The sequence below is a fragment of the Pseudomonas sp. NFACC24-1 genome (genome assembly GCF_900115235.1).
GTDB lineage: Bacteria > Pseudomonadota > Gammaproteobacteria > Pseudomonadales > Pseudomonadaceae > Aquipseudomonas > Aquipseudomonas fluorescens_AA.
Genome location: NZ_FOVS01000020.1, coordinates 32,412 through 58,655 on the forward strand (window position 1 = coordinate 32,412; position 26,244 = coordinate 58,655).

General features: G+C 62.2%; 17 protein-coding genes. 9 read left to right on the forward strand and 8 right to left on the reverse strand.

All coding sequences use genetic code 11. From position 1 onward, the window contains the following. The first annotated feature begins 144 nt into the window (after positions 1–144). The 5 genes from dusB (at position 145) to BM317_RS18770 (ending at position 7,455) form a co-directional block, all read left to right on the forward strand. Positions 145–1,152 carry a tRNA dihydrouridine synthase DusB gene (dusB, locus tag BM317_RS18750; protein WP_053181619.1) on the forward strand — a complete coding sequence of 336 codons (1,008 nt, stop codon included), beginning with the start codon at positions 145–147 and terminating at the stop codon, positions 1,150–1,152. Continuing rightward, entirely contained in the window at positions 1,149–1,469 is a 321-nt protein-coding gene (gene fis, locus BM317_RS18755; protein ID WP_003186237.1) for a DNA-binding transcriptional regulator Fis, read from the forward strand. The genes dusB and fis overlap by 4 nt, the downstream gene beginning before the upstream one ends. Before the next feature lie 83 nt (positions 1,470–1,552). After that, entirely contained in the window at positions 1,553–3,160 is a 1,608-nt protein-coding gene (purH, locus tag BM317_RS18760) for a bifunctional phosphoribosylaminoimidazolecarboxamide formyltransferase/IMP cyclohydrolase (protein ID WP_060739352.1), read from the forward strand. A 125-nt stretch (positions 3,161–3,285) separates the two neighbouring features. Then, positions 3,286–4,581 carry a phosphoribosylamine--glycine ligase gene (gene purD, locus BM317_RS18765; RefSeq protein ID WP_092475620.1) on the forward strand — a complete coding sequence of 432 codons (1,296 nt, stop codon included), beginning with the start codon at positions 3,286–3,288 and terminating at the stop codon, positions 4,579–4,581. 99 nt (positions 4,582–4,680) lie between these two features. After that, positions 4,681–7,455: a hybrid sensor histidine kinase/response regulator gene (locus BM317_RS18770; RefSeq protein WP_092171327.1), complete on the forward strand. Its 2,775-nt coding sequence runs from the start codon at positions 4,681–4,683 to the stop codon at positions 7,453–7,455. Between the two features lie 38 nt (positions 7,456–7,493). Here BM317_RS18770 and BM317_RS18775 read toward each other — a convergent pair whose 3' ends face one another. From BM317_RS18775 to BM317_RS18785, 3 genes are all read right to left on the reverse strand, one after another. Next, positions 7,494–8,174 carry a hypothetical protein gene (locus BM317_RS18775; RefSeq protein WP_092475623.1) on the reverse strand — a complete coding sequence of 227 codons (681 nt, stop codon included), beginning with the start codon at positions 8,172–8,174 and terminating at the stop codon, positions 7,494–7,496. Then, positions 8,171–8,896 carry a hypothetical protein gene (locus BM317_RS18780; RefSeq protein ID WP_092475626.1) on the reverse strand — a complete coding sequence of 242 codons (726 nt, stop codon included), beginning with the start codon at positions 8,894–8,896 and terminating at the stop codon, positions 8,171–8,173. Before BM317_RS18780 ends, BM317_RS18775 begins: the two co-directional genes overlap by 4 nt. Before the next feature lie 63 nt (positions 8,897–8,959). Beyond that, on the reverse strand, positions 8,960–9,769 hold the full coding sequence (locus tag BM317_RS18785) for a hypothetical protein (RefSeq protein WP_092171333.1): 810 nt from the start codon (positions 9,767–9,769) through the stop codon (positions 8,960–8,962). A 244-nt stretch (positions 9,770–10,013) separates the two neighbouring features. Between BM317_RS18785 and BM317_RS18790 the strand changes: the two genes are divergently transcribed. Continuing rightward, positions 10,014–10,610, forward strand: a complete 597-nt coding sequence (locus BM317_RS18790) for a MarC family protein (protein WP_092171337.1) — start codon at positions 10,014–10,016, stop codon at positions 10,608–10,610. Positions 10,611–10,623: 13 nt separating this feature from the next. On the opposite strand, the gene BM317_RS18795 is transcribed toward BM317_RS18790, so the two are convergent. The 5 genes from BM317_RS18795 to cobG form a co-directional block, all read right to left on the reverse strand. Then, a complete protein-coding gene (locus BM317_RS18795; protein ID WP_092171341.1) occupies positions 10,624–17,694 on the reverse strand; it encodes a TcdA/TcdB pore-forming domain-containing protein in 7,071 nt (2,356 codons plus the stop codon). Between the two features lie 427 nt (positions 17,695–18,121). Next, positions 18,122–19,819: a precorrin-3B C(17)-methyltransferase gene (gene cobJ, locus BM317_RS18800; protein WP_092475629.1), complete on the reverse strand. Its 1,698-nt coding sequence runs from the start codon at positions 19,817–19,819 to the stop codon at positions 18,122–18,124. Further along, on the reverse strand, positions 19,819–20,550 hold the full coding sequence (locus BM317_RS18805; RefSeq protein ID WP_060739361.1) for a precorrin-2 C(20)-methyltransferase: 732 nt from the start codon (positions 20,548–20,550) through the stop codon (positions 19,819–19,821). The genes cobJ and BM317_RS18805 overlap by 1 nt, the downstream gene beginning before the upstream one ends. Then, positions 20,550–21,176 carry a precorrin-8X methylmutase gene (locus tag BM317_RS18810; RefSeq protein ID WP_092475632.1) on the reverse strand — a complete coding sequence of 209 codons (627 nt, stop codon included), beginning with the start codon at positions 21,174–21,176 and terminating at the stop codon, positions 20,550–20,552. The genes BM317_RS18805 and BM317_RS18810 overlap by 1 nt, the downstream gene beginning before the upstream one ends. Beyond that, positions 21,169–22,488 (reverse strand): precorrin-3B synthase, encoded by a 1,320-nt coding sequence (gene cobG / locus BM317_RS18815; protein ID WP_092475635.1) that lies wholly within the window; start codon positions 22,486–22,488, stop codon positions 21,169–21,171. Before cobG ends, BM317_RS18810 begins: the two co-directional genes overlap by 8 nt. A gap of 373 nt (positions 22,489–22,861) precedes the next feature. Here cobG and cbiE point away from each other — a divergent pair, with 373 nt between their 5' ends. From cbiE to BM317_RS18830, 3 genes are read left to right on the forward strand one after another with little or no spacing between them, the layout of a single operon-like run. After that, a complete protein-coding gene (cbiE, locus tag BM317_RS18820; protein WP_092475638.1) occupies positions 22,862–24,073 on the forward strand; it encodes a precorrin-6y C5,15-methyltransferase (decarboxylating) subunit CbiE in 1,212 nt (403 codons plus the stop codon). Further along, complete coding sequence (locus BM317_RS18825; RefSeq protein WP_092171353.1) at positions 24,066–25,163, forward strand: cobalt-precorrin-5B (C(1))-methyltransferase; 1,098 nt, start codon at positions 24,066–24,068, stop codon at positions 25,161–25,163. The genes cbiE and BM317_RS18825 overlap by 8 nt, the downstream gene beginning before the upstream one ends. Beyond that, positions 25,160–25,882: a cobalt-precorrin-6A reductase gene (locus tag BM317_RS18830; protein ID WP_092475641.1), complete on the forward strand. Its 723-nt coding sequence runs from the start codon at positions 25,160–25,162 to the stop codon at positions 25,880–25,882. Before BM317_RS18825 ends, BM317_RS18830 begins: the two co-directional genes overlap by 4 nt. The last annotated feature ends 362 nt before the right edge of the window (positions 25,883–26,244 follow it).

Here is a 26,244-nt window from a genome sequence, read left to right on the forward strand (position 1 = left end):
ACCCCACCCAGACCAAACCGCTGGCGATAACAAAATAGCTGTTCAGATTTTATCCAATTCGATCTTTATCCAGTCATCGAGAGCGGGTATCATGCCAACCCTTTTTCGAAGTCTCATGATCCGGCCCCACTTCAGGGAAGTCCTATGTCGGCGGTACGCATCGGCCCATATACATTGCAGAACGGCCTGGTTCTCGCCCCTATGGCGGGCGTCACCGACCAGCCCTTTCGTCAGTTGTGCAAACGCTTGGGCGCAGGACTGGTGGTATCGGAAATGGTCACCAGCGACATGAGTTTGTGGAACACCCGCAAATCGCGTCTGCGCATGATCCACGAAGGTGATCCCGAGCCCCGCTCGGTACAGATCGCCGGTGGCGACGCGCAGATGCTGGCGGAGGCGGCCCGGGCGAACGTCGAGCTGGGGGCGCAGATCATCGACATCAACATGGGCTGCCCGGCGAAAAAGGTCTGCAACAAGGCCGCAGGCTCGGCACTGTTGAAAGATGAAGCGCTGGTCACCGAGATCCTGCAGGCCGTAGTGGCCGCGGTCGATGTGCCGGTGACCCTGAAGATCCGCACCGGGTGGGACCGGGAGAACAAGAATGGCCTGGTGGTGGCGAAGATCGCCGAACAGGCGGGCATCACGGCGTTGGCGGTCCATGGCCGCACCCGTGCCGACCTGTACACCGGCGAAGCCGAGTACGACACCATCGCCGCGATCAAGCAGGCGGTGTCGATTCCGGTCTTTGCCAACGGCGACATCGATTCGCCCGAGAAGGCCCGGTACGTGCTGGACGCGACCGGTGCCGATGGCCTGTTGATCGGCCGGGCAGCCCAAGGGCGGCCATGGATTTTTCGTGAGATCGAACACTACCTGCGCACTGGCGAAAAGCTGGCGGCGCCGCAGTTGTCCGAGGTGGAACGTATTCTGCTAGAGCATCTGGCCGCGCTACATGCCTTCTACGGAGAAGTCATGGGCGTACGCATCGCTCGCAAGCATGTGGGCTGGTATCTCGCAACCCTGCCGGGCGCCAGGGAGTTTCGCGCCCGTTTCAATCGTTTGGATGGTACGCAAGCACAATGCGCCGACGTTCAGGCGTTCTTCGCTGAGCGTTACAAGAGCCTGACAGGGGACGAAGGGGTGGCCGCATGACGATGATGACCGAGACTTTAGTGAGTGGAACAACACCCGTGAGCGACAACGTGAATTTGAAACAGCACCTCAATACGCCCAGCGAAGAAGGTCAGACCCTTCGCGGGAGTGTCGAGAAGGCGCTGCACAATTATTTCGCCCACCTTGAGGGCGCTGCCGTCACGGATGTGTACAACCTGGTGCTTTCCGAAGTCGAGGCACCGCTGCTCGAAAGCGTGATGAACTACGTCAAGGGCAACCAGACCAAGGCCAGTGAGTTGCTGGGCCTGAACCGCGGCACCCTGCGCAAGAAACTCAAGCAGTACGATCTGCTGTAAGCATTCAATCAAACCAGAAAGGCGCCCGCATAAAAAACGGTCGCCTTTTTTGCTGACTTCCCTTGCTTTTGATGGAAATTGAAATGACCGACCAGACCACCCGCCTGCCGATCCGCCGCGCCTTGATCAGCGTCTCCGACAAGACCGGGATCCTCGAATTCGCCCGCGAGCTGCAACAGCTGGGCGTCGAGATTCTCTCCACCGGCGGGACCTTCAAGCTGCTGCAGGACAACGGTGTCGCCGCAGTGGAAGTCGCGGACTACACCGGTTTTGCGGAAATGATGGACGGTCGGGTCAAGACCCTGCACCCGAAAATCCACGGCGGCATCCTGGGCCGTCGCGGCATCGACGACGCCATCATGAACGAACACGGCATCAAGCCGATCGACCTGGTGGCGGTCAACCTCTACCCGTTCGAAGCCACCATCAACAAGCCTGGCTGCGACCTGCCGACCGCCATCGAGAACATCGACATCGGCGGCCCGACCATGGTCCGCTCGGCGGCCAAGAACCATAAGGACGTGGCCATCGTGGTCAACGCCAGCGACTACGCCAGCGTGCTGGAGAACCTCAAGGCCGGTGGCCTGACCTACGCCCAGCGTTTCGACCTGATGCTCAAGGCCTTCGAACACACCGCCGCCTACGACGGCATGATCGCCAACTACATGGGCACCGTGAACCAGGCCGCCGAAACCCTGTCGACCGAAGGCCGCAGCGAATTCCCGCGCACCTTCAACACCCAGTTCGTCAAGGCCCAGGAAATGCGCTACGGCGAGAACCCGCACCAGAGCGCGGCGTTCTACGTGGAAGCCAAGCCGGCCGAAGTCGGCATTGCCACCGCCACCCAACTGCAAGGCAAGGAACTGTCGTTCAACAACGTAGCCGACACCGACGCCGCGCTGGAATGCGTGAAGAGCTTCGTCAAGCCAGCCTGCGTGATCGTCAAGCACGCCAACCCGTGCGGCGTGGCCGTGAGCCCGGACGCCGAGGGCGGTATCCGCCAGGCCTACGAACTGGCCTACGCCACCGACACCGAGTCGGCCTTCGGCGGCATCATCGCCTTCAACCGTGAACTGGACGCCGAGACCGCCAAGGCCATCGTCGAGCGCCAGTTCGTCGAAGTGATCATCGCCCCTTCCGTCAGCGAAGAAGCCCGCGCCATCGTTGCCGCCAAGGCCAACGTGCGCCTGCTGGCCTGCGGCCAATGGTCGGCCGATCGCGCGCCGGCCTGGGACTACAAGCGTGTCAATGGCGGCCTGCTGGTCCAGAGCCGTGACATCGGCATGATCGGCAGCGAAGACCTGAAAGTGGTGACCCGGCGCGCCCCGAGCGAGCAGGAAATCAACGACCTGATCTTCGCCTGGAAAGTCGCCAAGTACGTCAAGTCCAACGCCATCGTCTACGCCAAGAACCGCCAGACCATCGGTGTCGGCGCCGGCCAGATGAGCCGCGTGAACTCGGCCCGCATCGCCGCCATCAAGGCTGAACACGCCGGTTTGCAAGTTCAAGGCGCGGTCATGGCCTCCGACGCGTTCTTCCCGTTCCGCGACGGCATCGACAACGCGGCCAAGGTCGGCATCACCGCGGTGATCCAGCCGGGTGGCTCGATGCGTGACGCTGAAGTGATCGCCGCTGCCGACGAAGCCGGCATCGCCATGGTATTTACTGGCATGCGCCACTTCCGCCACTAAATTTGCTTGATCGTACCCACGCTCTGCGTGGGCACGCAGCCCGGGACGCAGAGCGTCCGTAGAGGCATTCCCACGCAGAGCGTGGGAACGATCAGCCCCCATCAGCGTCATCCGAGGTTTTTGAAATGAATGTTTTGATCATTGGCAGCGGTGGCCGCGAACACGCCCTGGCCTGGAAAGTGGCCCAGGATCCCCGTGTGCAGAAGGTTTTCGTGGCCCCGGGCAATGCCGGCACCGCCATCGAAGCCAAATGCGAAAACGTCGCCATCGACGTGCTGGCCCTGAAGCAACTGGCCGACTTCGCCGAGAAGAACGTCTCGCTGACCATCGTCGGCCCGGAAGTGCCGCTGGTCGCCGGCGTGGTCGACCTGTTCCGCTCCCGTGGCCTGGACTGCTTCGGCCCGACCGCTGGCGCCGCGCAGCTGGAAGGCTCGAAAGCGTTCACCAAGGATTTCCTGGCGCGCCACAAGATCCCGACCGCCGACTACCAGAACTTCACCGAAATCGAGCCAGCCCTGGCGTACCTGCGCGAGAAAGGCGCACCGATCGTGATCAAGGCCGACGGCCTGGCCGCCGGTAAAGGCGTGATCGTTGCCATGACCCTGGCCGAAGCCGAAGACGCCGTGCGCGACATGCTCGCTGGCAATGCCTTCGGTGACGCCGGTTCCCGCGTGGTGATCGAAGAGTTCCTCGACGGCGAGGAAGCCAGCTTCATCGTCATGGTCGATGGCAAGAACGTACTGCCGATGGCCACCAGCCAGGACCACAAGCGTGTCGGCGATGGCGACAGCGGCCCGAACACCGGCGGCATGGGCGCCTACTCCCCTGCCCCGGTGGTGACCGCCCAGGTGCACCAGCGCGTCATGGACCAGGTGATCTGGCCGACCGTGCGCGGCATGGCCGATGAAGGCAACGTCTACACCGGCTTCCTCTACGCGGGCCTGATGATCGACAAGGCTGGTAACCCAAAAGTCATCGAATTCAACTGCCGTTTCGGCGATCCTGAGACCCAGCCGGTGATGCTGCGCCTGCAATCGAGCCTGGTCCTGCTGGTCGAGGCCGCGCTGGCCCAGGCCCTGGACAAGGTCGAAGCCCAATGGGATCCGCGCCCAAGCGTCGGCGTCGTATTGGCGGCTGGCGGTTACCCGGGCGACTACGCCAAAGGTAGCGCAATCCAGGGCCTGGACGCCGCGGCCCGGCTGGAAGGCAAAGTCTTCCATGCAGGCACCGCGTTGAAGGATGGGCAAGTGGTCACCGCCGGCGGTCGTGTGCTTTGCGCCACCGCCCTGGGCACCAGTGTCGACGACGCTCAGCAGCAGGCCTACAAGCTTGCCGCCGAGATCGACTGGGAAGGTTGTTTCTACCGCAAGGACATTGGCTACCGTGCCATTGCCCGTGAGCGTGGCGAAAATCTGGAATAACCCGGCCATTCAGCCAGGCAAGGGTCTGCGGCCCTTGCCTGACTGTTCCGGCGCCGCGCATAGTTATAATCTGGCATCAACCTACGAAGGGATTTCGCCGTGCGCTGGCTCAGGATTGCCATAGGCTTTACCGTCACCCTGCTGACGCTGCTCTGCATGCTCCCGGCCCAGGCCGCGCCAGGCAGTGGCTGGGCGGTATTGCTCGATGAACAGGGCGACCTGACGCTGAGCGACATCCGCTCCGCTCGCTACACCAATCAATTCAGCCCCATCGACCTGGACCGCCTCCAGGCCGCCGAGCCCGGCGGTGCATTGTGGCTGCGCTTCCGCCTGGCCCCGGACAGGCACGAACAGATCCTGCGCATCTTCGCCCCCGACCTGTCACGCCTGAACCTCTATGTGCTGGACGGCGACGCCCTGGTCGAGCAACAAATCAGCGACAATGCCACGCCGCATACGGAACCGGCGATTCCCAGCAGCGACTTCATGTTGCCGCTGCCGCGCAGCGATAAATCATTGGACGTCTACCTGCGACTGGCCTCGCGTCACGAACTGCGCCCCTACGTCACGTTGCAATCGGCCGTCGTGGCGGCGGCCGATCAGAACCAGACGCTGATCTATGGGCTGCTGTTCGGCTGCATCGCCATGCTGATCCTGCACAACCTCACCCGCTACGCCTACACCCGTTCCCGCAGTTGCCTGTGGCTGGCCGCCTGTGAAGGGCTGCTGATGCTCAGCCTGGTGCTGTTGCTGAACCTGGCCGGCCCCTGGCTGCCCGACTGGCCGGCGGTGCAGACGCCCGGGGCTTACCTGGCGTTGCTGCTGACGGCGCCCTGCGGCCTGATGTTCGCCTACCGCTTCTTCGCGCCCCTGGGGCCGCACCCGTTGAACCGGTTGCTGCTGGGGGACATTGTGTTCGTCATGCTGTGCAGCCTGCTGCTGTTGTTCGTCAACACGCTGCCACTCAATATCATGACCTACACCCTGGTGGCCCTGGCCGGCCTGAGCATGCTGTTCGTCAGCGCCTGGCATTGGCAAAAGGGCTACCGCCCGGCCCGGCTGTTCGTCGCGGCCATGGTGGTCTTCAACCTGGGCACGCTGATCATTCTTCCGGCCCTGCAAGGGCTCACGGAAGTCCCTCCCCAGGGCTTGATCATCACCCTGCTGATCTTCATCTGCATCAGCGGCCTGTTGATGAGTGTCGCCCTGGGCGAGCGTCAGCGCTCGATCAACGAAAGCCGCTTCAGCATCAGCCGCGACCTGGCGGCGAGCAATGCCGAGATCAATGCCAAGGCCGAGTTCCTGGCCAAGATCAGCCATGAGATCCGCACGCCGATGAACGGCGTGCTGGGCATGACCGAACTGCTGCTGGGCACGCCACTGTCGGTCAAGCAACGCGACTACGTGCAAACGATCCACAGCGCCGGCAATGAACTGCTGACCCTGATCAACGAGATCCTCGACATTTCCCGGCTCGAATCCGGGCAGATCGAACTGGACGATGTGCAGTTCGACCTCAATGCGCTGATCGAGGATTGCCTGAGCATCTTCCGCGCCAAGGCCGAACAGCAGAATGTCGAGTTGATCAGCTTCATCCAGCCCCAGGTGCCCCGGGTGATCAGCGGCGACCCGACGCGGCTGCGCCAGGCGCTGCTGAGCCTGCTGGAAAACGCCCTGAAGAAGACCGACGAGGGCGAAGTGCTGATCGTCGTCGCCCTCGACGAGCGCAGCCATCAGCCGCGCCTGCGCATCGCCGTGCAGGACAGTGGGACGCCGATGGACGCTGAAGAGCGCGACACGCTGATGCACGCCGAGCTGCACAGCAAGAACTTCCTCTCGGCCACGCGCCTGGGGGGCAACCTGGGGCTGGTCATCGCTCGCCAGCTGATCATCCTGATGCACGGGGAATTCGGCATCAAAAGCGGCAGCAACCAGGGCAGTACCCTGTGGCTGACCTTGCCCCTGGACCCGGATCGCCTCGAACACCCGACTTCCGACCTCGATGGCCCACTGCAAGGGGCACGGGTATTGATCGTCGACGACAACGACACCTGCCGCAAAGTGCTGGTGCAGCAGTGCAGCGCCTGGGGCCTGAACGTCAGTGCGGTACCTTCGGGCAAGGAAGCCCTGGCGCTGCTGCGTACCAAGGCGCACCTGCGGGATTACTTCGACGTGGTGCTGCTGGACCAGAACATGCCGGGCATGACCGGCATGCAACTGGCGGCCAAGATCAAGGAAGACCCGAGCCTGAACCACGACATCCTGTTGATCATGCTCACCGGTATCAGCAATGCGCCGAGCAAAATCGTGGCGCGCAACAGCGGGGTCAAGCGCATCCTCGCCAAACCGGTGGCCGGCTATACCCTCAAGACCACCCTGGCGGACGAGCTGAACCAGCGCAATCGGGGCCAGACTACGAACGTGCAGGTGAACGCCGGTCCTCCCACCCCGGTGAAGGTGCCGAGCGATTTCCGCATCCTGGTGGCCGAGGACAACAGCATTTCCACCAAGGTCATCCGCGGCATGCTCGGCAAGCTCAACCTGCAACCCGACACCGCCAGCAACGGCGAGGAAGCCCTCAAGGCCATGAAGGAGCAACGCTACGACCTGGTCCTGATGGACTGCGAAATGCCGATCCTCGACGGGTTTTCCGCCACCCAGCAGCTGCGAGCCTGGGAAATGGGTAACCAGCGCACCCGCACGCCGGTGGTGGCGCTCACCGCGCACATCCTGGCCGAGCACAAGGAACGCGCCCGCCAGGCCGGGATGGACGGGCACATGGCCAAGCCGGTGGAACTGTCACAACTGCGCGAGCTGATCGAACACTGGGTGGCCCAGCGCGACCAGCAGAACAAGGCCGTGCATACGCCCTGAACCCGCGAAGAGCATTCAGCGACTACCCGTAGCGTCGTTCAGATTTCCAGCTCATGCAGGTGACGAGTCGTTTCGGCGATCACCGCGGCCGCGACTTTTTGCCTGAACGTTGCGTAATGCAGCGTGCTGAATGTCACGATGGCCATATCCTCCACGCTGCTTTCCACCACTTCCTCCATTGGCCAGAACAGAAATCCCGAGACCGTCCTGCGGGTGCGGAACTGCTTGTGATACAACGCGATTTCCACTTTCCCGCGGGATTTGGCCGCGCAGGGGATCACCTGGAAGAATCCCGTATTGCGCTGTAGGCTCGTTCGTTCAAACAGCTCGAGCGCAGCAGGGCTTCGTCCAAGCGTTGCTATCGCCTGGCTGGCCTGCCGCGAATAGCCTGCGCCAAAGGAACGGGCGATCTGCTGCGAAACGCTATCGGCCATCAATCCTTGCCCGGCCTGCCCCGCACTGACAGGACGCGCCGAGTCCCACCCCAGGTACCTGAGCTTGTTCTTGTAATAGTCGAACCAGTTACCGACCAGACCGTCCTTGTACGCCGAACGGGTTGCCAATTGCGCGTACAAGTTGCTCAGGTAGATATCCTCGCGATCCTGGAGGGACAAACCCTCGTCGAAGGACACGATGCTCCCGCCCACCACCGCTGCCCTCGATGCCTCATCCAGGCGCAACCGCTGCCCGTCGGCCGATCCAAACCCTTGATCCGTCATAACGCACCCGCTTCCGGTTGCGCTTGCTCGACCGCATCGGAAATATCGATGATGTTCCTGGCGGCCTTATCCCCCAGCTTGTGGACAATCGCATCACGGAAGGGCGCATAGAGCGCCTGGGACAAATTCGCCTTGAAGCAACGCAATTGAATATTGCCCACCACAGGATCGGTGGAGAAGAGTTGTCCAAGAGGGTTGGACGTCACGTGCTCGGGCTCGAACTCCAGGCAGACGCTACTCAATAAAGGCCCCTGTTGGGCCAGGATGACTTGCAGCCTGATTCTGTCGGGTACTTTATGGGGCGCCTCGGACGAATCCGGACTTTTCGGCCGATGGGCATGTTCACGCAGCAATTCGATAGCGGGCAACGTGCTGGACAACTGGGCGACGCGCTTCAATACATCAGTTACCTGCGTAATCAAAGTTCGCTCAACATATTCTCCCAGCCGCTCTTCGACACATCCCATCAGGTTGGTTTTCGATGAGGCTGCGAGTGTAAAGCTGTCCCAACTCACGGCCTTTTGCATCCAGCCATTATTCAGTACTTCCCGGTACGCTGAGTACCAGTCACTGGACCGGGCAAGAGCGGGGTATTTTTTACTGGCTACCAGCTGGGCAAACAATATCGAATTCAATATATCGAGCCGGTCCTGCCCAATCAGGTCAGTGGGCAGCAGGACAACAGCACCGGCATCAATAAAAACCGAACAATGATCTTTCATGACAATTACCTTATTCCATTAACGGATGGCGACTACCTCGGTAGTCGCCAGGAGATCAATCAATCAGATCTCGTATTCGTCGATTTTTTGTTTTGCGCGATCACCCAGTTTTTTAATGATAGCTTCTCGAGTCGCACTGATAATTGTCGGCACCATGGTCATATGGCATTCACCGCGATACAAGTCTACCGAACTGCTATCCCAATCCACGAACAGGACCTTGGTCTGGTTCGTCCGCTTGATGAAGCGCACGGCGCCTAATGCCATGAGTATTTCACCGTGCGGGGTTTCGTGACAGCTCGCCACACCAAAGCCACCGGTGCCGGACTCCTGGATATTCTGGTCAAAGAGCCGCAGCGACTTGTCATTGGTTTGCAATGCGGCGATCGCATCACCGGCCACTTTCAGCATCAGCAACGAAGTCGGACCAGGAACGGCAGCCGCTGCCACCGCCGAACCGAGGACTTTCAACACCAGTTGATCCATCTTGAAACTCTTGCCGGACGCGGCAACCTTATCGTAGTAATGCTGCAGAATGGTCCAGCCACAACTCTGCATGACCTCAAGGAAGGTTTTATACCATTTATCGCCTTCGTCATCCCCTGGATACTTCTTACTGGCAACCAGCGATGCAAATAGATAGGAATGCTGGATATCCGCTTGATTTTGCGCCGTCATACCTGAAACGAACGACATGATAGCGTCTCCGACAATCGAAGCGCGGTCCGGCTTTTCGATTTCGTTGTCAAACCCTGCCGTTTTATATCTGGCAATCCGAGGGGAAACAATTACATCGTTCGGCGATATATCGTAGGCATTCAGGCGTTCCAGTCGGTCCGCCAAGGTGATAATAGAATCAAATTTAGTATTCATTGAATATGTCCCTTATTTAATTAAAGCCCTCCATGGGCCCGAGCGCCATACTTACCTATCCACCTTAAGGGCAACAAGCACAGAACTGTAACCGCACTTAATTCCAGGACAACAACCAACAACTAACAGAAAAAAACAAACCAAGGTTTCACTACATTAAAACCCTTAAGCCCACGGCCAGCCGACAGACACCCCGGCGCCTGATAGACTCCACGTCAATTGTCATTCGTCGCGAGTTCCGACCATGCTCCACGTGCTGTTCAGCGTTTATCTGAAGATGTTGGTCCTCTACAGCCCCTTCTTCGTGCTGTCATGTTTTATCGGCCTGACTCGCGGCTATTCGCGCAAGGAGCAACGCCGCCTGGCCTGGAAAGTCGCGACGGCGACGCTGATCTCCAGCGTGTTGCTGTATTTGTTCGGGCGAGTGATTTTCAGCGTGTTCGGCATCACCGTGGATGCGTTCCGGATCGGCGCCGGCAGCGTGCTGTTCATTTCGGCCCTGGGCATGGCCCAGGGCAAGTCGGCCGTGCAGACCGACAATGTGCAGCAGGACGTGACCATCGTCCCGCTGACCATTCCGTTGACCGTCGGCCCCGGCACCATCGGCGCCCTGCTGGTGATGGGCGTGAGCCAGCCGCACTGGGACGACAAACTCATGGCCATCATCAGCATCGCCCTGGCGAGCTTTACCGTCGGCGTGGTGCTTTACCTGTCCAGCCGCATCGAACGCATCCTCGGCGACCAGGGCCTGCAGATCGTCAGCCGCCTGATGGGGCTGTTTGTCTGCGCCTTGGCGGCGCAGATCATTTTTACCGGGGTGCGAGGTTATCTGGTGCCGTAGGCGCGACCCGCGATCAATCCGCTACGCTGTTTTCCTGCGCAGATGAAGTGCTGCTGAAGGCTTTGAGTGTCACGCCGTTCTGGGTGCCCGGCTGGCCGTCCAGCCAGCGGACCAGTGCCGAAACGGCGTAATGTCGATTCCCCTCGAAACTGAGCAACACCTCGCCACGCAAGCTTACGTCCGTGGCATGGACTTCACGGAAAATCACGCTGTGGCCGCTGTTCGGATCGATGATCACCAAGTGTTCATCGACGAGACTCAGCAGCAAGGCATCAGGATCTTCCAGTTCCCAGATCAACTTGCCGGGAATAGTTACCGTATCGCCCAGCGGAGGCCGGCAATCGAGGATCACCGACCTGGCTCTCAGCCAGACGGCCTTGGACAATCGATAACTCACCGCGCCTTGCCCCATGCGCAGGACCAGGGTAGTGACGTCGTCGGGCATCAGCGGCAACAGATCATCGATTTTCATCTCATGCCCCTCGACAACCAGCACTTCACCTTCACGCTGGACGTAGCTGAGTTCCCCCACAGGGCCCTTGCCCGGCAGGACCAGCAGCTTTCCATTATTGCTTTCATGCACCAGTACACGGGTCTGTCGCTGGGTGCCGAGCACTTCGAAGGCCGCGGGAATGGCGCCCTTGGAGACCTGGATCAGCCGTTCGGTCTCGGCAACGAACCATTTCAGGCTGGAAGGATCCTCCACCGATAGCAGCGGGCCGTGCAAAGGTTGAGTCGCCAGGCGCCTGAGCCCCTCATGCACCTGATCGCCCTGGGTGATGACCCATTGACGAGTGACCCCGGTGATCAACGGCGGCTCTCGATCACGCAACGCAACCACCACGCCATCGAACGTCACGCCACGCAACCCGGCACCTTCGACCATCAGCTCGGCAAACTGCCACTGCGCCCATACAGGCTGTGGAACAGGCAGCGCATCAGCCTTCAGTAACTGCGAACCCTGGCCGAAGGCGGCCTCCAGTTTCCGGGTATCGAAAAATGCCTGGCGATAGACTTCGCCCTCCTGCACATCGAACAACCAGGCGGCCTCGCCGTCCGGGGTGACGCCCACCAGGCGGATTTCCTTGCCGGGGCCAGCCTCGGCCAGCAACAGGCGGTTACCGATGTACCAGGCACACAACTTCGCGTCAGCGCTGAAGTTGCCCAGGCCGATGAGAACCAGACTCTCACTGGCGTTTCGCCGAGCCAGGGCGTCCAAGGCCGACCACCACTGGACCCGATCCTTGAACCAGGTTTCGTTCACGCCACTGAGCTTCAAGTTGCCCTCGCCGGTCAGGTTGTAGATCAAGCCTCCCGAAGTCAGCGCGACGTACCCCCCCTCAACAGCGACAACATTTTCCAGACGCTCGGAACTCGCCCACTTAGTGGACCAGCGCGCCTTGCCCGCCACCACGCTACGCCGTCTGAAGCACAGGGCCTGCTTGGGCCGGTCGTAAATGATAAACATATTGTCGTCACCCAGCGGCGGCAGCAATGTCAGGTCAGCCATGTCCTTGATCGAATCGGCCCATCCATGCGGTTCGTTGCGTCTCGGCACGGGACGAATGATCAGGCCGTCGCTGCGACGCACCCAGGCCATGTCCCGCCATTGCTCATCCGACTTCCAACAGATCGAAACAAAGGGCGCCGGTTGCCAGACCACGGTCAGGAACATGGCCTCAGGGGCGGCGCTCGGTGTCACGAGGAAATCGTCGCCCAATACCTGCGACCATTGCGTCAGGGTCTCGCCGGCGCTCAACACCGACTCCAGCGCCGGATCCAGGTCCCGAGTGATCGAACTGAGCAACAGTTGCCCTTCATGGATCACATACACCAGCACATCGAGGGTCTGATCCTGGCGGGTAACGTGCTGCACGACCTGCACCAACCCTTGCCCATCCGCCTCGACGCTCTTGATGGTGGCTGTCACTCTGCCGGCGCCCCACAGCCAATAGCGATAGCTCAGCAGCCCGGTGACCGCATCGACCTGCCAGATGATCGGGCTCTGCGGGTCGTAGAAATAACAGGCATCACCCACTACCGCTCCCAACACCGCGTCGCCGGCCCCTGGCAGGTCGTTGCGGATATAAAGGAAGCGGTCGCCCTTCGCGTCGTACCAGGCAGTGATATAGCGGGGCTCTTCGGGCTTTTCGAACGGAATCAGATAGTGGTGGATCGGCGTATAGGGCATGACCAGGCGGTGCTCCCGCGCCAGGGTCCGCAGGCGATCCTGCAGAGCCTGGCGATCCATGCCTGGTGGCACATCCGCCTCGGCCAGGATGAGTTTGCGCTCGCCGGCGTCGACCTGGAACACTTGCCCCTTAGCGAGCCTGAGCAGCGTCTGGTGGCGCCCCGTCCCGGTGTAGGTCACCTGGACGTCGCCAATGAACAGCTTGCTGTAACGCTCGAACCGGACATCGCCCTCGCTGGCCCAGGGGGCGTCCAGGATCCAGCTCGATTGCTTCAGACTTGGCGATTCAAGGGTCACGCCGACCCCGGGATGGAGCACCAATGCGCAGCGCTTGCCCGCGCTGCGAATCTGATAGGCGACCTTGCCGTGCCAGGCCGCGGGCAGCACCGGGACGACCAGCGAGCGATCGACGTCGTCGAGCAATACGTTGATCGTCGTGGGCCGATAGTCCGGAACCATGCGATAGAGGATGTAGTCACTCGGAAACGAATAGAAGGAAAACAGGAACAGCCAGCCGCCGTCGGCTTTCTTTTTCTCCAGGCGCCGGGCGATGTCGAAGCCGCGGTCATGGCGCAGTGTTGCGAACGGCAGCGCCTTGTATTCGTAGCGATAACAGGTTTGCGGTGTACAGGGCAAGACGATGACTGAACCAGCGCCCGGCCTGAAAGTGGTTCGTCCTGACAGCCTCAACTCTCTGCGTATATCGATCGCCCGCGCGTAATCGTCGTCGAAGGTCGGCACCCCGAAATGATCGCGCAGCGGGTACAGCCGGGGGCCGTCCAACACCAGTTCGGCACGGGTCAGGTCCAGCGTCTGGAGAATCAGCGACGAATGCGGCACCCAGGCCCCCTGCGTGGCGTCGAGTCGATAGGCCTCCAGATGAGCCTTGCTCACCTCGTCGAAAAACAGCCCGACCTGCTTGGCTTCTTCGGTAATACTGGCGAAGCCCTGGGCCAGGGCAGCCACACCTACGGCCAAGCCACCGAGTATCACCGCGGCGCCCCCCAGGAAAGCCCCGGCGGCCGTGGCGCCGACAGCATAAGCACCTCCCGACAAGACTAGGCTGGCCGAGTCGAAAGCCAACTGGGTCCCGAACTGGGCGCGCTCAGCTTCGTTTTGCGCTGTCGCCAATTGATAGATATCGAACCCAACGTTGGCCAATTGCAGCAGTCCGCCGGTCGCTTCACTGACGCTGGATCCCACCGCCGCCTTGACCACCGGCGCCACGGTACGGGCAATCAGCTTTTCTTCCGCCAGGGCCTGGCGAACCAGCCCCAACAGCCCCGCGACATCAGCCACGTTGCCATGCACCAGCTGCGCATAGTTGACATAGGCATGCAGCCGGACGGCCAGGGTCAGGGGCCGGTCCACCCCTTCCCGGCCCCGCAAGGCGTTCATCAGCGCCTGGATCGCAAAGCCGGCGTTAAGGGTGTGGACGCTGCCCACTTCGGTGGGATCGCTCGGCACGACCGGCTTGTTGGCCAAAGTCGTAAAACGTTCCGAGAGGTAGTTCTTGATGCGCAGGAGCCCATGGTCGGCGGAAACGATCCGCACCGGACGTTCCGGATCGGCCGGGTCGATCAGGTTCATCCGGTAGGCGCCGTCCGAGGTCACCTCCAAGGTGTCGAACAACGGCACGAGGTGTGAGCCCAGTTGGTTTTCCCGCTGGAGGCGAACCGTCGCCTGTTCGATCTGTTGGCTCCACCCATACGCGTCCAGCATCAGCAGACAGTTGCCAAGCCGAGGATTACTCTGCAACGACTGCCCGCGAGCGCTAGCCAGCCGTTGCCGGACCGGGCGCGGCGACTGTCCGGGCAACGCGCCGGGCAGCAGCAATTTCGCGACGTCAATTTCACCCGGCAAGACCACGCTTGCCACTCGCCCACCATCCAGCTCGATCAGGTCGAAGGTCGGACGCGCCGCATCGCCATAGGCCGCGTAATGAATGGCCATGCCCTCGTCGAGGAAAAACCGTGTCAGCGCCTGTTTGAAGCGTGCCGGATGCTCGAACTCGAACACCCCGAAATTCGGATCGTAGAAGTGATAAGTGCTGGTCTCGCCCTCCACAGTCTTGGCCACCAGCATGGCGTGATTGTCGGAGTTGAGCATCAGTGTGCCGGTCGATGTCCGCGCGTGCAGCAGGTCCATGACCTCGTTCAGGTCCGAGCGCGCCAGCGTGCGGCCGACGTCGCCGAGCTGCACGTCACGCAGTGATTCGAGGCTGCCCAGGAAGATAGTCGAGTCGCTGGCCTCAGGCTCGATCACCCCAAGATAAAAGCGCTCGCGCAGGGTATTGACCGCCGCCTTGCCCTGGGACAATGCGGCAGCCATCGCCAGGCTCAAGGGATAACAGCGTCCGCCGACCCTGTCGCCCTCGCCCTGGAGCAGCAGATCCTGGGGGACAAGCTTGATGGTGTCGGCTTCGAAACCGTCCAGCACCCCACCGAGACGCTCGACGATCCGCACACGGTATTCAAGCTGCGCCACTTGCCGGATCCGCGCCACGTGCCGGCCCCATTGACGCAACGTCAAGGGTTGCGCCAGTGCGGCCTTTTTCAACTCCAGAGCGGTTTCGCCATGCCTTGGCGGGTCGTCGTTGGCATTGGCAAGGCCGACCAGGAACGCCGGTGCCTGACGTTGGTACAACACCTGTTCGAGTGCGGCATAGCGGCCGGCGGTGCCGTGTCCGGCGAGGCTGTTGGCCAGGTTATCCAGTTGTGGACGCATCGCGTCGAAGCTGCGGTTATCCAGGGCGCTCGCACCGACCAGGGCGCCTAGCAACAGGCGCTGCAAGGGGCTCATCTGGGCGATTTCGAAATCCCCGGCGGCGAGGCGCCCCAGAAGCTCGGCGAGGGACAGTTGACGCGTCTGCGAATCGCCTAGCGAAACGGGTGGCAAAGCATAGGGGCTTTGGGCGCGGATCGACTGCCGCGCATCGAAGCTCAGTGGAATGGGTTTATCGAAAGCTACCTCGCCGCTGTGACTATGGCCCATCATCCGAACGAACGGTGCACCCAGCTCATCGGCAAGATGCTGCAGCAGGGCAGTAGACAATACATGCCGTCCCTCGACGACAGGCCAACCTTCATCGAACTGTAGGGTACGGTATTTGAGCAACTCCGCCATGTCCCCCTCATAACGAACCTTGAACTGCCCTTTTTTCCAGCTTGTTTTCTCGTTAGCCAGCCATTGCATGGTGTCCCGTTCGTTCTCTTTCCAGGAATTATCCAGTTCTTCCTCAGTTGCCCGATTGACGGTGAAGGTCGCCGTTATGGCTGCCTCCGCGAGCCACAGTTCGGCGGTTTGAGGGGTGAAATGCATTCGATGATAATCGGCAAGTCCCTGGCGCAAGGCGCTGGGACCGGTGAGATAGATCGTCCCTTCGCTCTGGGGACGGATGCCGTCGCTGTAATAGGCGGCGGCTGCCTCCACCAGAAAAGATATGGCCAGGTCCATTTCCGGTGGCAGCTCGTGTAACGCACCGTATACCTGCGTCGCCGCCTGGCGAGCCAGGCCGCTCATAGTCTCGATATCCATCAGGCTGACGTTTTGCTCATCGGACAAGCGCGCAGTGATATCAACGACCTGATAGTTGCGCCGAAAACGCTCGATCACGGTCTTGAGCCTTGCCGCACCGGGGTGGGCCATGAGGAACGCGTTGCTCAACGCATGTTGTTCGATGACGGCGCGCAATTCGTCCGGACGGGCCAGGCGCTCTACGGGGGAACGAAACACGCGATTCAACTCGGGTCGACTCTTAGCGAAACGCTCAAGCGCCGCACGATACGCGGTTGGAATTTCATCTACGTAATTCGCGTATTTACCGCGCAGCGCTTGACGGCCTGGCATCCACTCGGGGTTTTGGTCCAACAGCAGCTGCAACACGCCCAAGCGCGCATCAGTCTGAAATTCCCGGATATCCACCTCACCCAACCGTTCTGCCAGTGGAGGCAAGCCGTCTATATCAGCGTAACTGCCGCCTTCGGCAAACAGAACTTCGACACGCACGATATCGGAGCCCCCGGCGAACATGCCGCGCAGACTGATCTCGCGTTCGTAGAGGTCGCGCAACTGCAGCACTACTTCAGCGCTTGCAAGGTCGCGCAATTCCAGGCTTCCTTCGGCCAATGCCGCAAGACTGAGACGGTTATCGTCCCTCAGCGCCATCAGCCGCACTTTATCCTGGCCGTAAGCCCGAACCAACAAATCGATTCTCGCGTCGTCGGCGCTGCCGCCGTTTTTCACCGCCTGGGTGATATGGGCGTACATCTGCTGCTTCAGAACGATGACGCGCTCTTCATAACGATCACCCAATTCCAGCGCATCGACACTGGTGTCTGCCCCCTTGAGCATCGCATCGGCCTTGGCAGCTTCGACAATGATCCGGTTGGTTTCATAGGCCAGCAGCGCGTCACTGTCATACCAGAGATTGAGGCGATAGCCCTCCGGGCCCAAGACCTGTTTCCAGATATTGATATAGTCCCGCTGAATCGCCCCGACGCCGCCCCCCAACCAGACAAAATGCAGTTTTTTCGGCACTTCGGTGGCTGGCTGCTTTAATAGCTCGAAGCTGTTGCGCAGGCGCGCTTCGAAAGCCTCGATCTTGTCATGGATTTGCGTCAGGTCCATGAGCCCGGCGTCACCCGTCGACTCGGACGTATGTGGAGGCCTGCTGTTTCCCTGCAAGGCGCCCAGCGCCTGCTTGAGCAACCCTAATGGCTTCAACAACTGTGGTGAGTCGAGCAAGGCGATGCAGCCGAAGTAATAACGCAACACCGCCTCATACTCATCGGTGCCCTTGTGTACTATTAATGCTTGTTCAAGCTCCTTGAGTTTTAACAAGTCCACGAAATCGGCGTAACTGTCCGCCGATGAGATCACAGATTCACTCATAAACAATACTTCCATTTATTGTATATATAGCTAACCCCGGCATACCCTCAGGTTTCCAGGTGACGAGAAGTTGAACGACACGCGTCCATGCGCTGACAGCCTACAAAGTCTCTTACTCGATTAATCAATCGATATCACTCGCACGGACATGAGCGCCAGCGAATTGAAAAACGAACATAACTCTCACCGGCTCACCGCTCAATCGACAAGGAATTCAATAAGTTTCCAACGACTCGCTTTTATCTTGCTTCTTTACAACTTGGCAAACAGAACGGTAGAACTTGCTATTCAACACCTATAAAACAGCCAACTAAAGTCAGGATTGATCACATCCAGATAAAACTGGATACCGACGCATAAACCGAGAGCAGGCGCCAGCGTCGGGAGGATTCAGGAGGCGGTGACCCGGGCAGGCCACTGCCGTTCGTCAGACCGGCTTGCTGCCATACCAACGCGGCGTATAGACCCAATCACCCCCCTCGGCCCTTGGGAAAACGCATGTCGTGGAGGAACCGATCAGGACCATGGTGCGCATGTCCACCTGCTCGGCCGTGAGCTGTCCCAACGTGGTGACACGCAGGGTCTGGCCCGGACGGCCGATGTCACGCCCCAACACCACCGGCGTCTCCGGCGTGCGGTGCCGGGCGACGATCTCCAGCGCACGCCCCAATTGCCACGGTCGCGCACGGGAAATCGGATTGTAGAAGGCCAGCGCCAGGTCGGCTTCGGCAGCCAGGTCCAAACGCTTTTCGATGATCGACCAGGGCTTGAGATTGTCCGACAGCGACATCACGCAGAAGTCATGTCCCAACGGCGCACCGGCCTGGGCGGCGGTCGCGAGGGAGGCGGACACCCCGGGCAGGATCTCCAGGTCCACCTGATGCCAGGCCGGGTCGCTGGATTCGTGCAACGCTTCGAGCACCGCCGCCGCCATGGCGAAGACACCCGGGTCGCCGGACGACACCACAATCACCGAACGACCCAGGGCAGCCAGTTCAAAGGCGTGACGAGCGCGCTGCATTTCTTCGCGGTTGTCGGTGCAGTGCAGCACTTGATCGTCGCGAAACGGGCCGGCCATGCGCACATAGGTTTCGTAACCGAGCACATCGGTGGCCCGCGCCAGTTCGGCTTTCACCGCCGGCACCGTCAACTCGGCAGCGCCCGGCCCCAGGCCGATCACCGCCAGGCGGCCACGCGGACGCCCGATTCGGGCCACATCCAAGGGCTGCGCGGCGACGGCGATGACCAGGTTGCCCGTTGCCGAAACGAGGGTCGCCGCCGGCATCGAGCTGCGGGCCAAGGTGGCGGCATCGCCTGTCGCCGCCACAAAGCGCAGCGTCACCCCGAGTTCCAGCGCGGCTTCACGCAAGGCCGTGCTGGCCATCAGCGTATCCGCCGCCACCAGGCACGCCAGGCTCGCAATCGCCACGTTGGCTTGCTGCAAAGCTGCACGAACGGCGCTTGGCAGATCAGCCACCTCGGCGCTCACCACCACCGCGACACTGCGGGGATAAATCAACAGCTCATGGGCACTGGCCTCACGCTGGGCATGGCTAACGTGGATCGTGCGCCGGGCTTGCGGGTCTTGGGGCAACTGCGCTTGATCCAGCCATGGTGCTGCACCTTCGATGCGCACCGGCTCGCCGGCCAACAGGTCGGAGACGAAGCGCTTGCCTTGCTCCAGGTCGCCGAGGCTGTAACCGCTGGGTGGATTGAGCAGGCACGTGCCGAAACGCAACTCACCGCTGGTGGTGATCGCCGGCGTGACCTGCAGCATTGCCGCGATGTCCCGGGCCATGCCATTCACCCCGCCCAGGCCGCCCAGCAGCGGCACCACGGCGCTGCCATCCTCGGCCACTGCCAGCACCGGCGGCTCGGCGCCTTTTTCCAGCAACAGCGGCGCCAGGGTACGGATGACAATGCCCGCCGCGCACAGGGCAATGATCGGCGTGTCCTGTTGATAAAGTTCGCGCAACGTCGCGCCGAACTCGAGGTATTGCCGATCACCCTCGACCCGCCCGGCCAGGCCGTAAATCAGGGCGTCGGGGTAACACTGCTGGATCCGCCGGGCTGTTGCCAGGCTGCCGGGGCCGAGGATGACGATGGCCGGCGTCTTGGCGGCCATCAACCCTGCCACCGTTCGCCCGGCACGATGATCAGCGAGAAGTACGGCGAAGACATCGGCTCGACTTCATCCAACGGCACGATTTTCTGGTTGGCCATGGTCGCTCGCTCGACGTACAGCGCCCGCCCGTCCATGCCCAGTTCCTGAAGCACCTGGCGAACCTTGGGGAAATTGCGTCCCAGCTTCATGATCACCGCCGCATCGGCATCGGCCAGGCGACGTTTGAGATCGTCGTGGGGCAAGACACCGGAGAGCACTGACAGGCTCTGGTTGCGATAGACCAGCGGCGCGCCGAGCACCGAAGCGCCGCCGAGCATCGAGCAGACGCCGGGAATGACTTGGGCCTCATAACGCTCGGCCAGGCGATCGTGCAGGTACATATAGGAACCGTAGAAGAACGGGTCGCCCTCACAGATCACCGCCACGTCGCGACCGGCATCCAGGTGCACGGCCAACTGCTCGGCGGCGGTGTCGTAGAAATCGGCGATCACCTGTTCATAGGACAGCGGCGCCGGCAGCACCTCGGTGGTGACCGGGTAGACCAATGGCAGCAACGTCTGCGCGTCCTGCAAATGGGCCTCGATGATGCCGAAGGCGTTGCCCTTCTTGCCCTTGGCGACGAAATACGCCACCACGGGCGATTCGCGCAGCAGGCGCAGGGCCTTGACCGTAATCAGCTCCGGGTCACCGGGGCCCACGCCGAGGCCGATCAGACGTCCAGGCTGCTGCATCATTCAATCTCCGTGGCGAGGGCGTTGACGGCGGCGGCGGCCATGGCGCTGCCGCCCAGACGGCCTTGCATGATCACGAATGGCACGCCACGGCTGTTGGCCGCCAGCATCGCCTTGGACTCGGCGGCGCCGACGAAGCCCACCGGGAAACCGAGGATCAATGCCGGTTTCGGCGCGCCGGCATCGAGCATTTCCAGCAGGTAGAACAGCGCGGTCGGTGCGTTACCGATGACTACGACACTGCCTTCCAGGTCCGGGCGCCACAACTCCAGCGCTGCCGCCGAACGGGTGTTGCCCAGTTCCTGGGCCAATGCCGGTACACGCTCGTCGCGCAAGGTGCAGATCACCGGATTGTTGGCTGGCAGGCGAGCCCGGGTCACGCCTTCGGAAACCATCCGCGCATCGCACAGGATCGGCGCACCGGCGGCCAGCGCCTGGCGCCCGGCCGTGCCCGCGCCCTCGGAAAACTGCAGGCCATCGATGGCCTCGACCATGCCGCAGGCGTGGATCACCCGCACGGCGAGTTTCTCCAGGTCGGCCGGAATGCGCGCCAGGTTGGCTTCGGCGCGGATGATCGCGAAGGAGTTGCGATAGATCTCCTGACCGTCGCGGATGTAATCAAGCATCAAGGGGGCTCCGGGGGCGAGCGTCGAGCCAGTGGCCGAGCGCTTCAATAGTCAGATTGTGTGCCTGCAACGCGCCGAAACCTGGCAACGTGGCATCGCGAAAATACAGGTCGTAACGACCGGGGGCGACCGCCAGCAAGGTGGCAGGCGCGACGTGGGCCGCCGCGCAGGAACGCGGGCAGCCCGACAGATGAACCTTCAGGTTTTGACCCTGGCGTTGCAGCAGCTCGGCCAGTTGGCGGGCGTCGGCCTTGGTGTCGGCCAAGGCTTTGCCGCAACCACTGGAACCGGTGCAGGCGATGAGTTGCGCCAGGGGTTGATCGTTCGAACCTAACAGCCCCAATTCCTCAAGCCGCGCCAGCACTTGGTCGGCATCCGCGCGGCGCACGTTGGGCAGCAGCAGGCTTTGCCAAGGGCTGAAACGCAGGCTTGCATCGCCCTTCTCCCGCGCCAGTTGCGCGGCCCCCCGTAGCATGACCGCATCGAGCCGCCCCAGGGGCGCCGCCGCACCGACGTAGACGCGGTCGTCGTGCTGGGGATGAACACCGAGGTGCAGTCCATCGATGGACGCATCCCGCTGCCAATCCAGGCACGCTTGCAGGGGCACACGACGGGCCAGCCGGGTCATGAACTCATCCACAGAGACTTCAGCCAGCAAGTGGCGCATGCGGATCTGGTCCGGGCGGGCCAAGTCGAGGAACAACTCCAGCACCGCCACCACCAAGGCATGCCCCTGGGTCAGGGGCACCTTGCCCGCCGGTTTATCCAGCGGGGTGCCGGCCAAGCCGAAGGCCAGCCAGGGCTCGCCGTTACGGACAAGGGCCGAGAGCCACACGTCGTGGTGATGTTCGAGCATCGCCAACGCTTCTCCGCCGTCCAGTTGCACGGCGAACTTGGCCGACAGTTCATGGAAGCGTTCATGGGTTTGCAGGGTGACGAGGATCTGCGCGGCCAACGGGCGGGTGTCGAACAGCATCCGCCGATCGATCCCGGCCGCGGGACTGAGCATCAGGTTGCGCACGTCATCACCCGCGGGATTGCGCGGGCCAAGCCCGGCAGCCAGCAACGGATCGATCAGCGCGTCATGGTCAGGGCCGATCCCGCGGATTTGCAGGTTTCCCCGGTTGGTCGCCTCGATTACACCGCCGGCGAACCGCTCGGCCACAGAGGCCACGGCTTCGGCCTGATCCGCCTGGATGGAACCGCCATCAAGCTTGATCCGGCAGATCCCCCCGTCCAGCGCCTGGACGACACGCAGCAACCCCGGGCAACCGGAGGGGCGTACGACGAGGGAGGATGGGCGTTCGTTCAAGGGAAGACCGGCAAAGATAAGAAACGCCACATTGGCGAAGGAGCGCCATTATGCCTGCTTTGCCGGGGGTCATGAAAAGCTTGCTGGTCGGATTGAAGCCAGAGAGCTCAAGAACACGGGCTGCCTGATCCTATGATGTTGTCTGTACCGCCGCCTTCGCGGGCAAGCCCGCTCCCACAGTTTTGGTCAGGTTGTGCACAGATTCTGTGCTCACCCCAAATCCCCTGTGGGAGCGGGCTTGCTCGCGAAAGCGGTCTGGCAGCCACAATGATGTTGCGCCAGGCGCCTGATCCGCCGGGGCGCGGTATGATGGCGGCCCGGTTCGCGGCGGCAACACGCCTGTCGATCAACCCCATTCAATCGAGGAACAGAGATGACCCCCTGGCTGACCGTAGTGGGCATCGGCGAAGACGGCTTCAAGGGCCTGGGCCGAACGGCTCGCCATGCCTTGCTGCGGGCATCACACATTGTTGGCAGCGCTCGCCAGTTGGCGCTGTTGCCGGTGTGCATCCGCGGCGAACGGGAATTGTGGCCCAGCCCGTTTTCCCTGGAACCGCTGCTGGCGCGACGGGGCGAGTCGGTGTGTGTACTGGCCAGCGGCGATCCGATGTTCTACGGCGTAGGCGCGAGCCTGGCGAAACAGCTGCCGGGCGATCAGATGCTGGTCATCCCCGCGCCCTCCTCCTGCTCATTGGCCGCGGCGCGCATGGGCTGGCCGCTGCAGGAGGTAGTCACGCTGTCGCTGGTGGCACGCCCCCTGGCGGCGCTCAATGGGCATTTATCCACAGGCGTCAGGCTGTTGCTGCTGAGCAATGACCGTCACACCCCTGCCGCCGTGGCGACGTTGCTGCGCGAGCGGGGGTTCGGGCCGAGTACCATGACTGTGCTGGAGCATTTGGGAGGTGCGGCAGAACGACGTATCGACGGTAGCGCCGCGCAATGGTCCGCTGACACCGTCGCCGACCTGAACCTGATCGCCGTCGAATGCCGGGCCGAACCGTCGACACCGCGACTGTCACGCTTGGCCGGTTTGCCGGACAGCGCGTTCGAGCATGACGGTCAGTTGACCAAACGCGACGTGCGCGCCATCACCCTCGCCCGCCTCGCCCCGACCCCCGGTGAGTTGCTCTGGGATGTCGGCGCCGGCAGCGGCTCCATCGGCATCGAATGGATGCGCACCCACCCCAGTTGCCGAACCCTGGCTATCGAAGCCGACGCAGGCCGGCAAGGCTTGATCGAACGCAACCGCGACACCCTCGGCGTGCCCGGCCTGCAACTGATTCGCGGCAGTGCCCCGCAGGCGCTGGACAACCTGGAGCGTCCGGACGCAGTGTTCATCGGTGGCGGCGTCACCCGCGAAGGCGTGCTCGACGCCTGCTGGGCCCAACTCAAGCCCGGCGGTCGGCTGGTTGCCAACGCCGTGACCCTGCAAAGCGAAATGACCCTGATGCACTGGCGCGAACGTCACGGCGGTGAGCTGACCCGCATCCACATCGCCCAGGCCCAGCCGTTGGGCGAATTCGACACCTGGCGCCAGGCCTTGCCGATTACATTGCTGGACCTGACGAAACCTCTCGATGCGTGACGAAACCGCCGAACAACCCGCCCCCCTGCGCAGCGGCCTGACTACCGGCAGTTGCGCCACGGCCACCAGCCTGGCGGCGGCCCGTTTGCTGCTGCGCGGCATCGAAGCCGACGCCGTGGAAATCGTACTGCCCAAGGGCAAGCAGGTGCAGATGCGCCTGGAGTTCTGCCGCCTGACCGAACAAGGCGCCGAGGCCGGGACGATCAAGGACGCGGGCGATGACCCGGACGTAACCCACGGTGCCCTGCTGTTTTCCCAGGTACGCCTGATCGCCCAACCCGGCGTGCGCTTCGTCGCCGGTCGCGGCGTAGGCACGGTGACACGGCCCGGGTTGGTGCTGGGTGTCGGTGAGCCGGCGATCAACCCGGTGCCACGCAAAATGATCAACGATCACCTGGGCCGCCTGGCCGAGGAAAGCGGCTATGCCGGTGGTTTCGAAGTCACAGTCAACGTCGAGGACGGCGAAGCCCTGGCGCTGAAAACCATGAACCCGCGACTGGGCATCCTCGGCGGCCTGTCGATCCTCGGTACCAGCGGGATCGTCCGGCCATTCTCCTGCGCGGCCTACATCGCCTCGATCCACCAGGGCATCGATGTGGCGAAGACCAACGGTTACCTGCACATCGCCGCGTGCACCGGCAATGCCAGCGAAGACACCATGCGCCGGGTCTACGACCTGCCGGAAATCGCCCTGATCGAAATGGGCGACTTCGTCGGCGCCGTGCTCAAGCATGTGCGCAAGGTGCCAGTGGAAAAACTCAGCCTCTGCGGCGGCTTTGGCAAGATCAGCAAACTCGCCGCCGGTCACATGGACCTGCACAGCCGTCACTCGAGCATCGACCTGCCGCAACTGGCCGAATGGGCGGCCGCCATCGGTGCCGATGAGGTTTTGCAGCAGGGCATCCGAGACGCCAACACCAGCCAACAGGCCCTGGCGATGGCCAGCGCCGCCGGTATCGCCCTCGGCGATGCGGTGTGCGAGCACGCGCTGGCCTTCGCTCGCAGCGTGGTGCCGGCCCAGGTCCAGGTCGAAGTCTTCGCCATCGACCGCCAGGGTGGGATCGTCGGTCACGCCGGAGGCTTCCAATGAAACGCATCCTGCTGCTCGGTGGCGTCACCGAAGCCCTGGCCATCGCCCGCCCCCTGGGACCCAATCACATCTACAGCCTGGCTGGCATCGGTCGCGTCCCCACCGACCTCACCTGCCAGGTGCGCGTCGGCGGCTACGGCGGCACCGAAGGCCTGGCGCAATTCATCCACGCCGAGGGCATCGACCTGCTGCTGGACGCCACCCACCCCTACGCCGCGCAAATCAGCCACAACGCCGCCCACGCAGCACGCGCCTGCGGCATTCCCTGCTGGGCCCTGCGCCGTCCAGCCTGGCAGCCCCAGGCCGGGGATGACTGGCGCGAAGTGGCCGACTGGGCTGAACTGATCCAGGCCCTGCAACCCTTCCGCCGCCCACTGTTCACCCTCGGCCGCGAACCGCTGCAACACCTGCACGAGATTCCGCCAGAGCAATTCTGGACCCTGCGCGCCCTGGACGTTTACCCCGGCAATGAACGCTGCGAAGTCATCGGCGCCCGTGGGCCATTCCACCTCGAAGACGAGCGCGAACTGTTCGAACGTCGGCAGATCGATGTGCTGATCAGCAAGAACAGCGGGAGCATGGCTACTGAGCCGAAGCTGGATGTAGCCAGGGAGCTTGGGGTGCCGGTGCTGGTGTTGAAGCGGCCGGTGTTGCCGGTTGTTGATCGGGAGTTTGGGACAGTGGGTGAGGTTTTGTTGGCGTTGCGGGACCCGATCTAAGGCCGTTTTTGTCGCGATGTTTAGAAACTCCGAACAGCCCTACAATTTCGTCCGTCAGAACTTCGGCACCTGGCTACATTGTCTTGCGCCGCTCCCTACAACTACGCCAGAATCCGCTGGCTTGTGCGCTTTGGGATCCCTCGGTAACTTGGTCCCCGTCACTGCCCATCAATGATCGGGTTTAGTCGCCCGTGGTCTTCAGCTGGTTCATAAGCTCCGTCCAGTCAGGTAGTCATTCCTGCACTCGATGGTGGTTGTGCGCAGGGCGCCCTCGGGCGCGCCGGTATTGCTGGACTCCCCGGTCGACTAACCTGCGCACAGCCGCCGCCCTGTGGCGAGGGGATTTATCCCCGCTGGGCTGC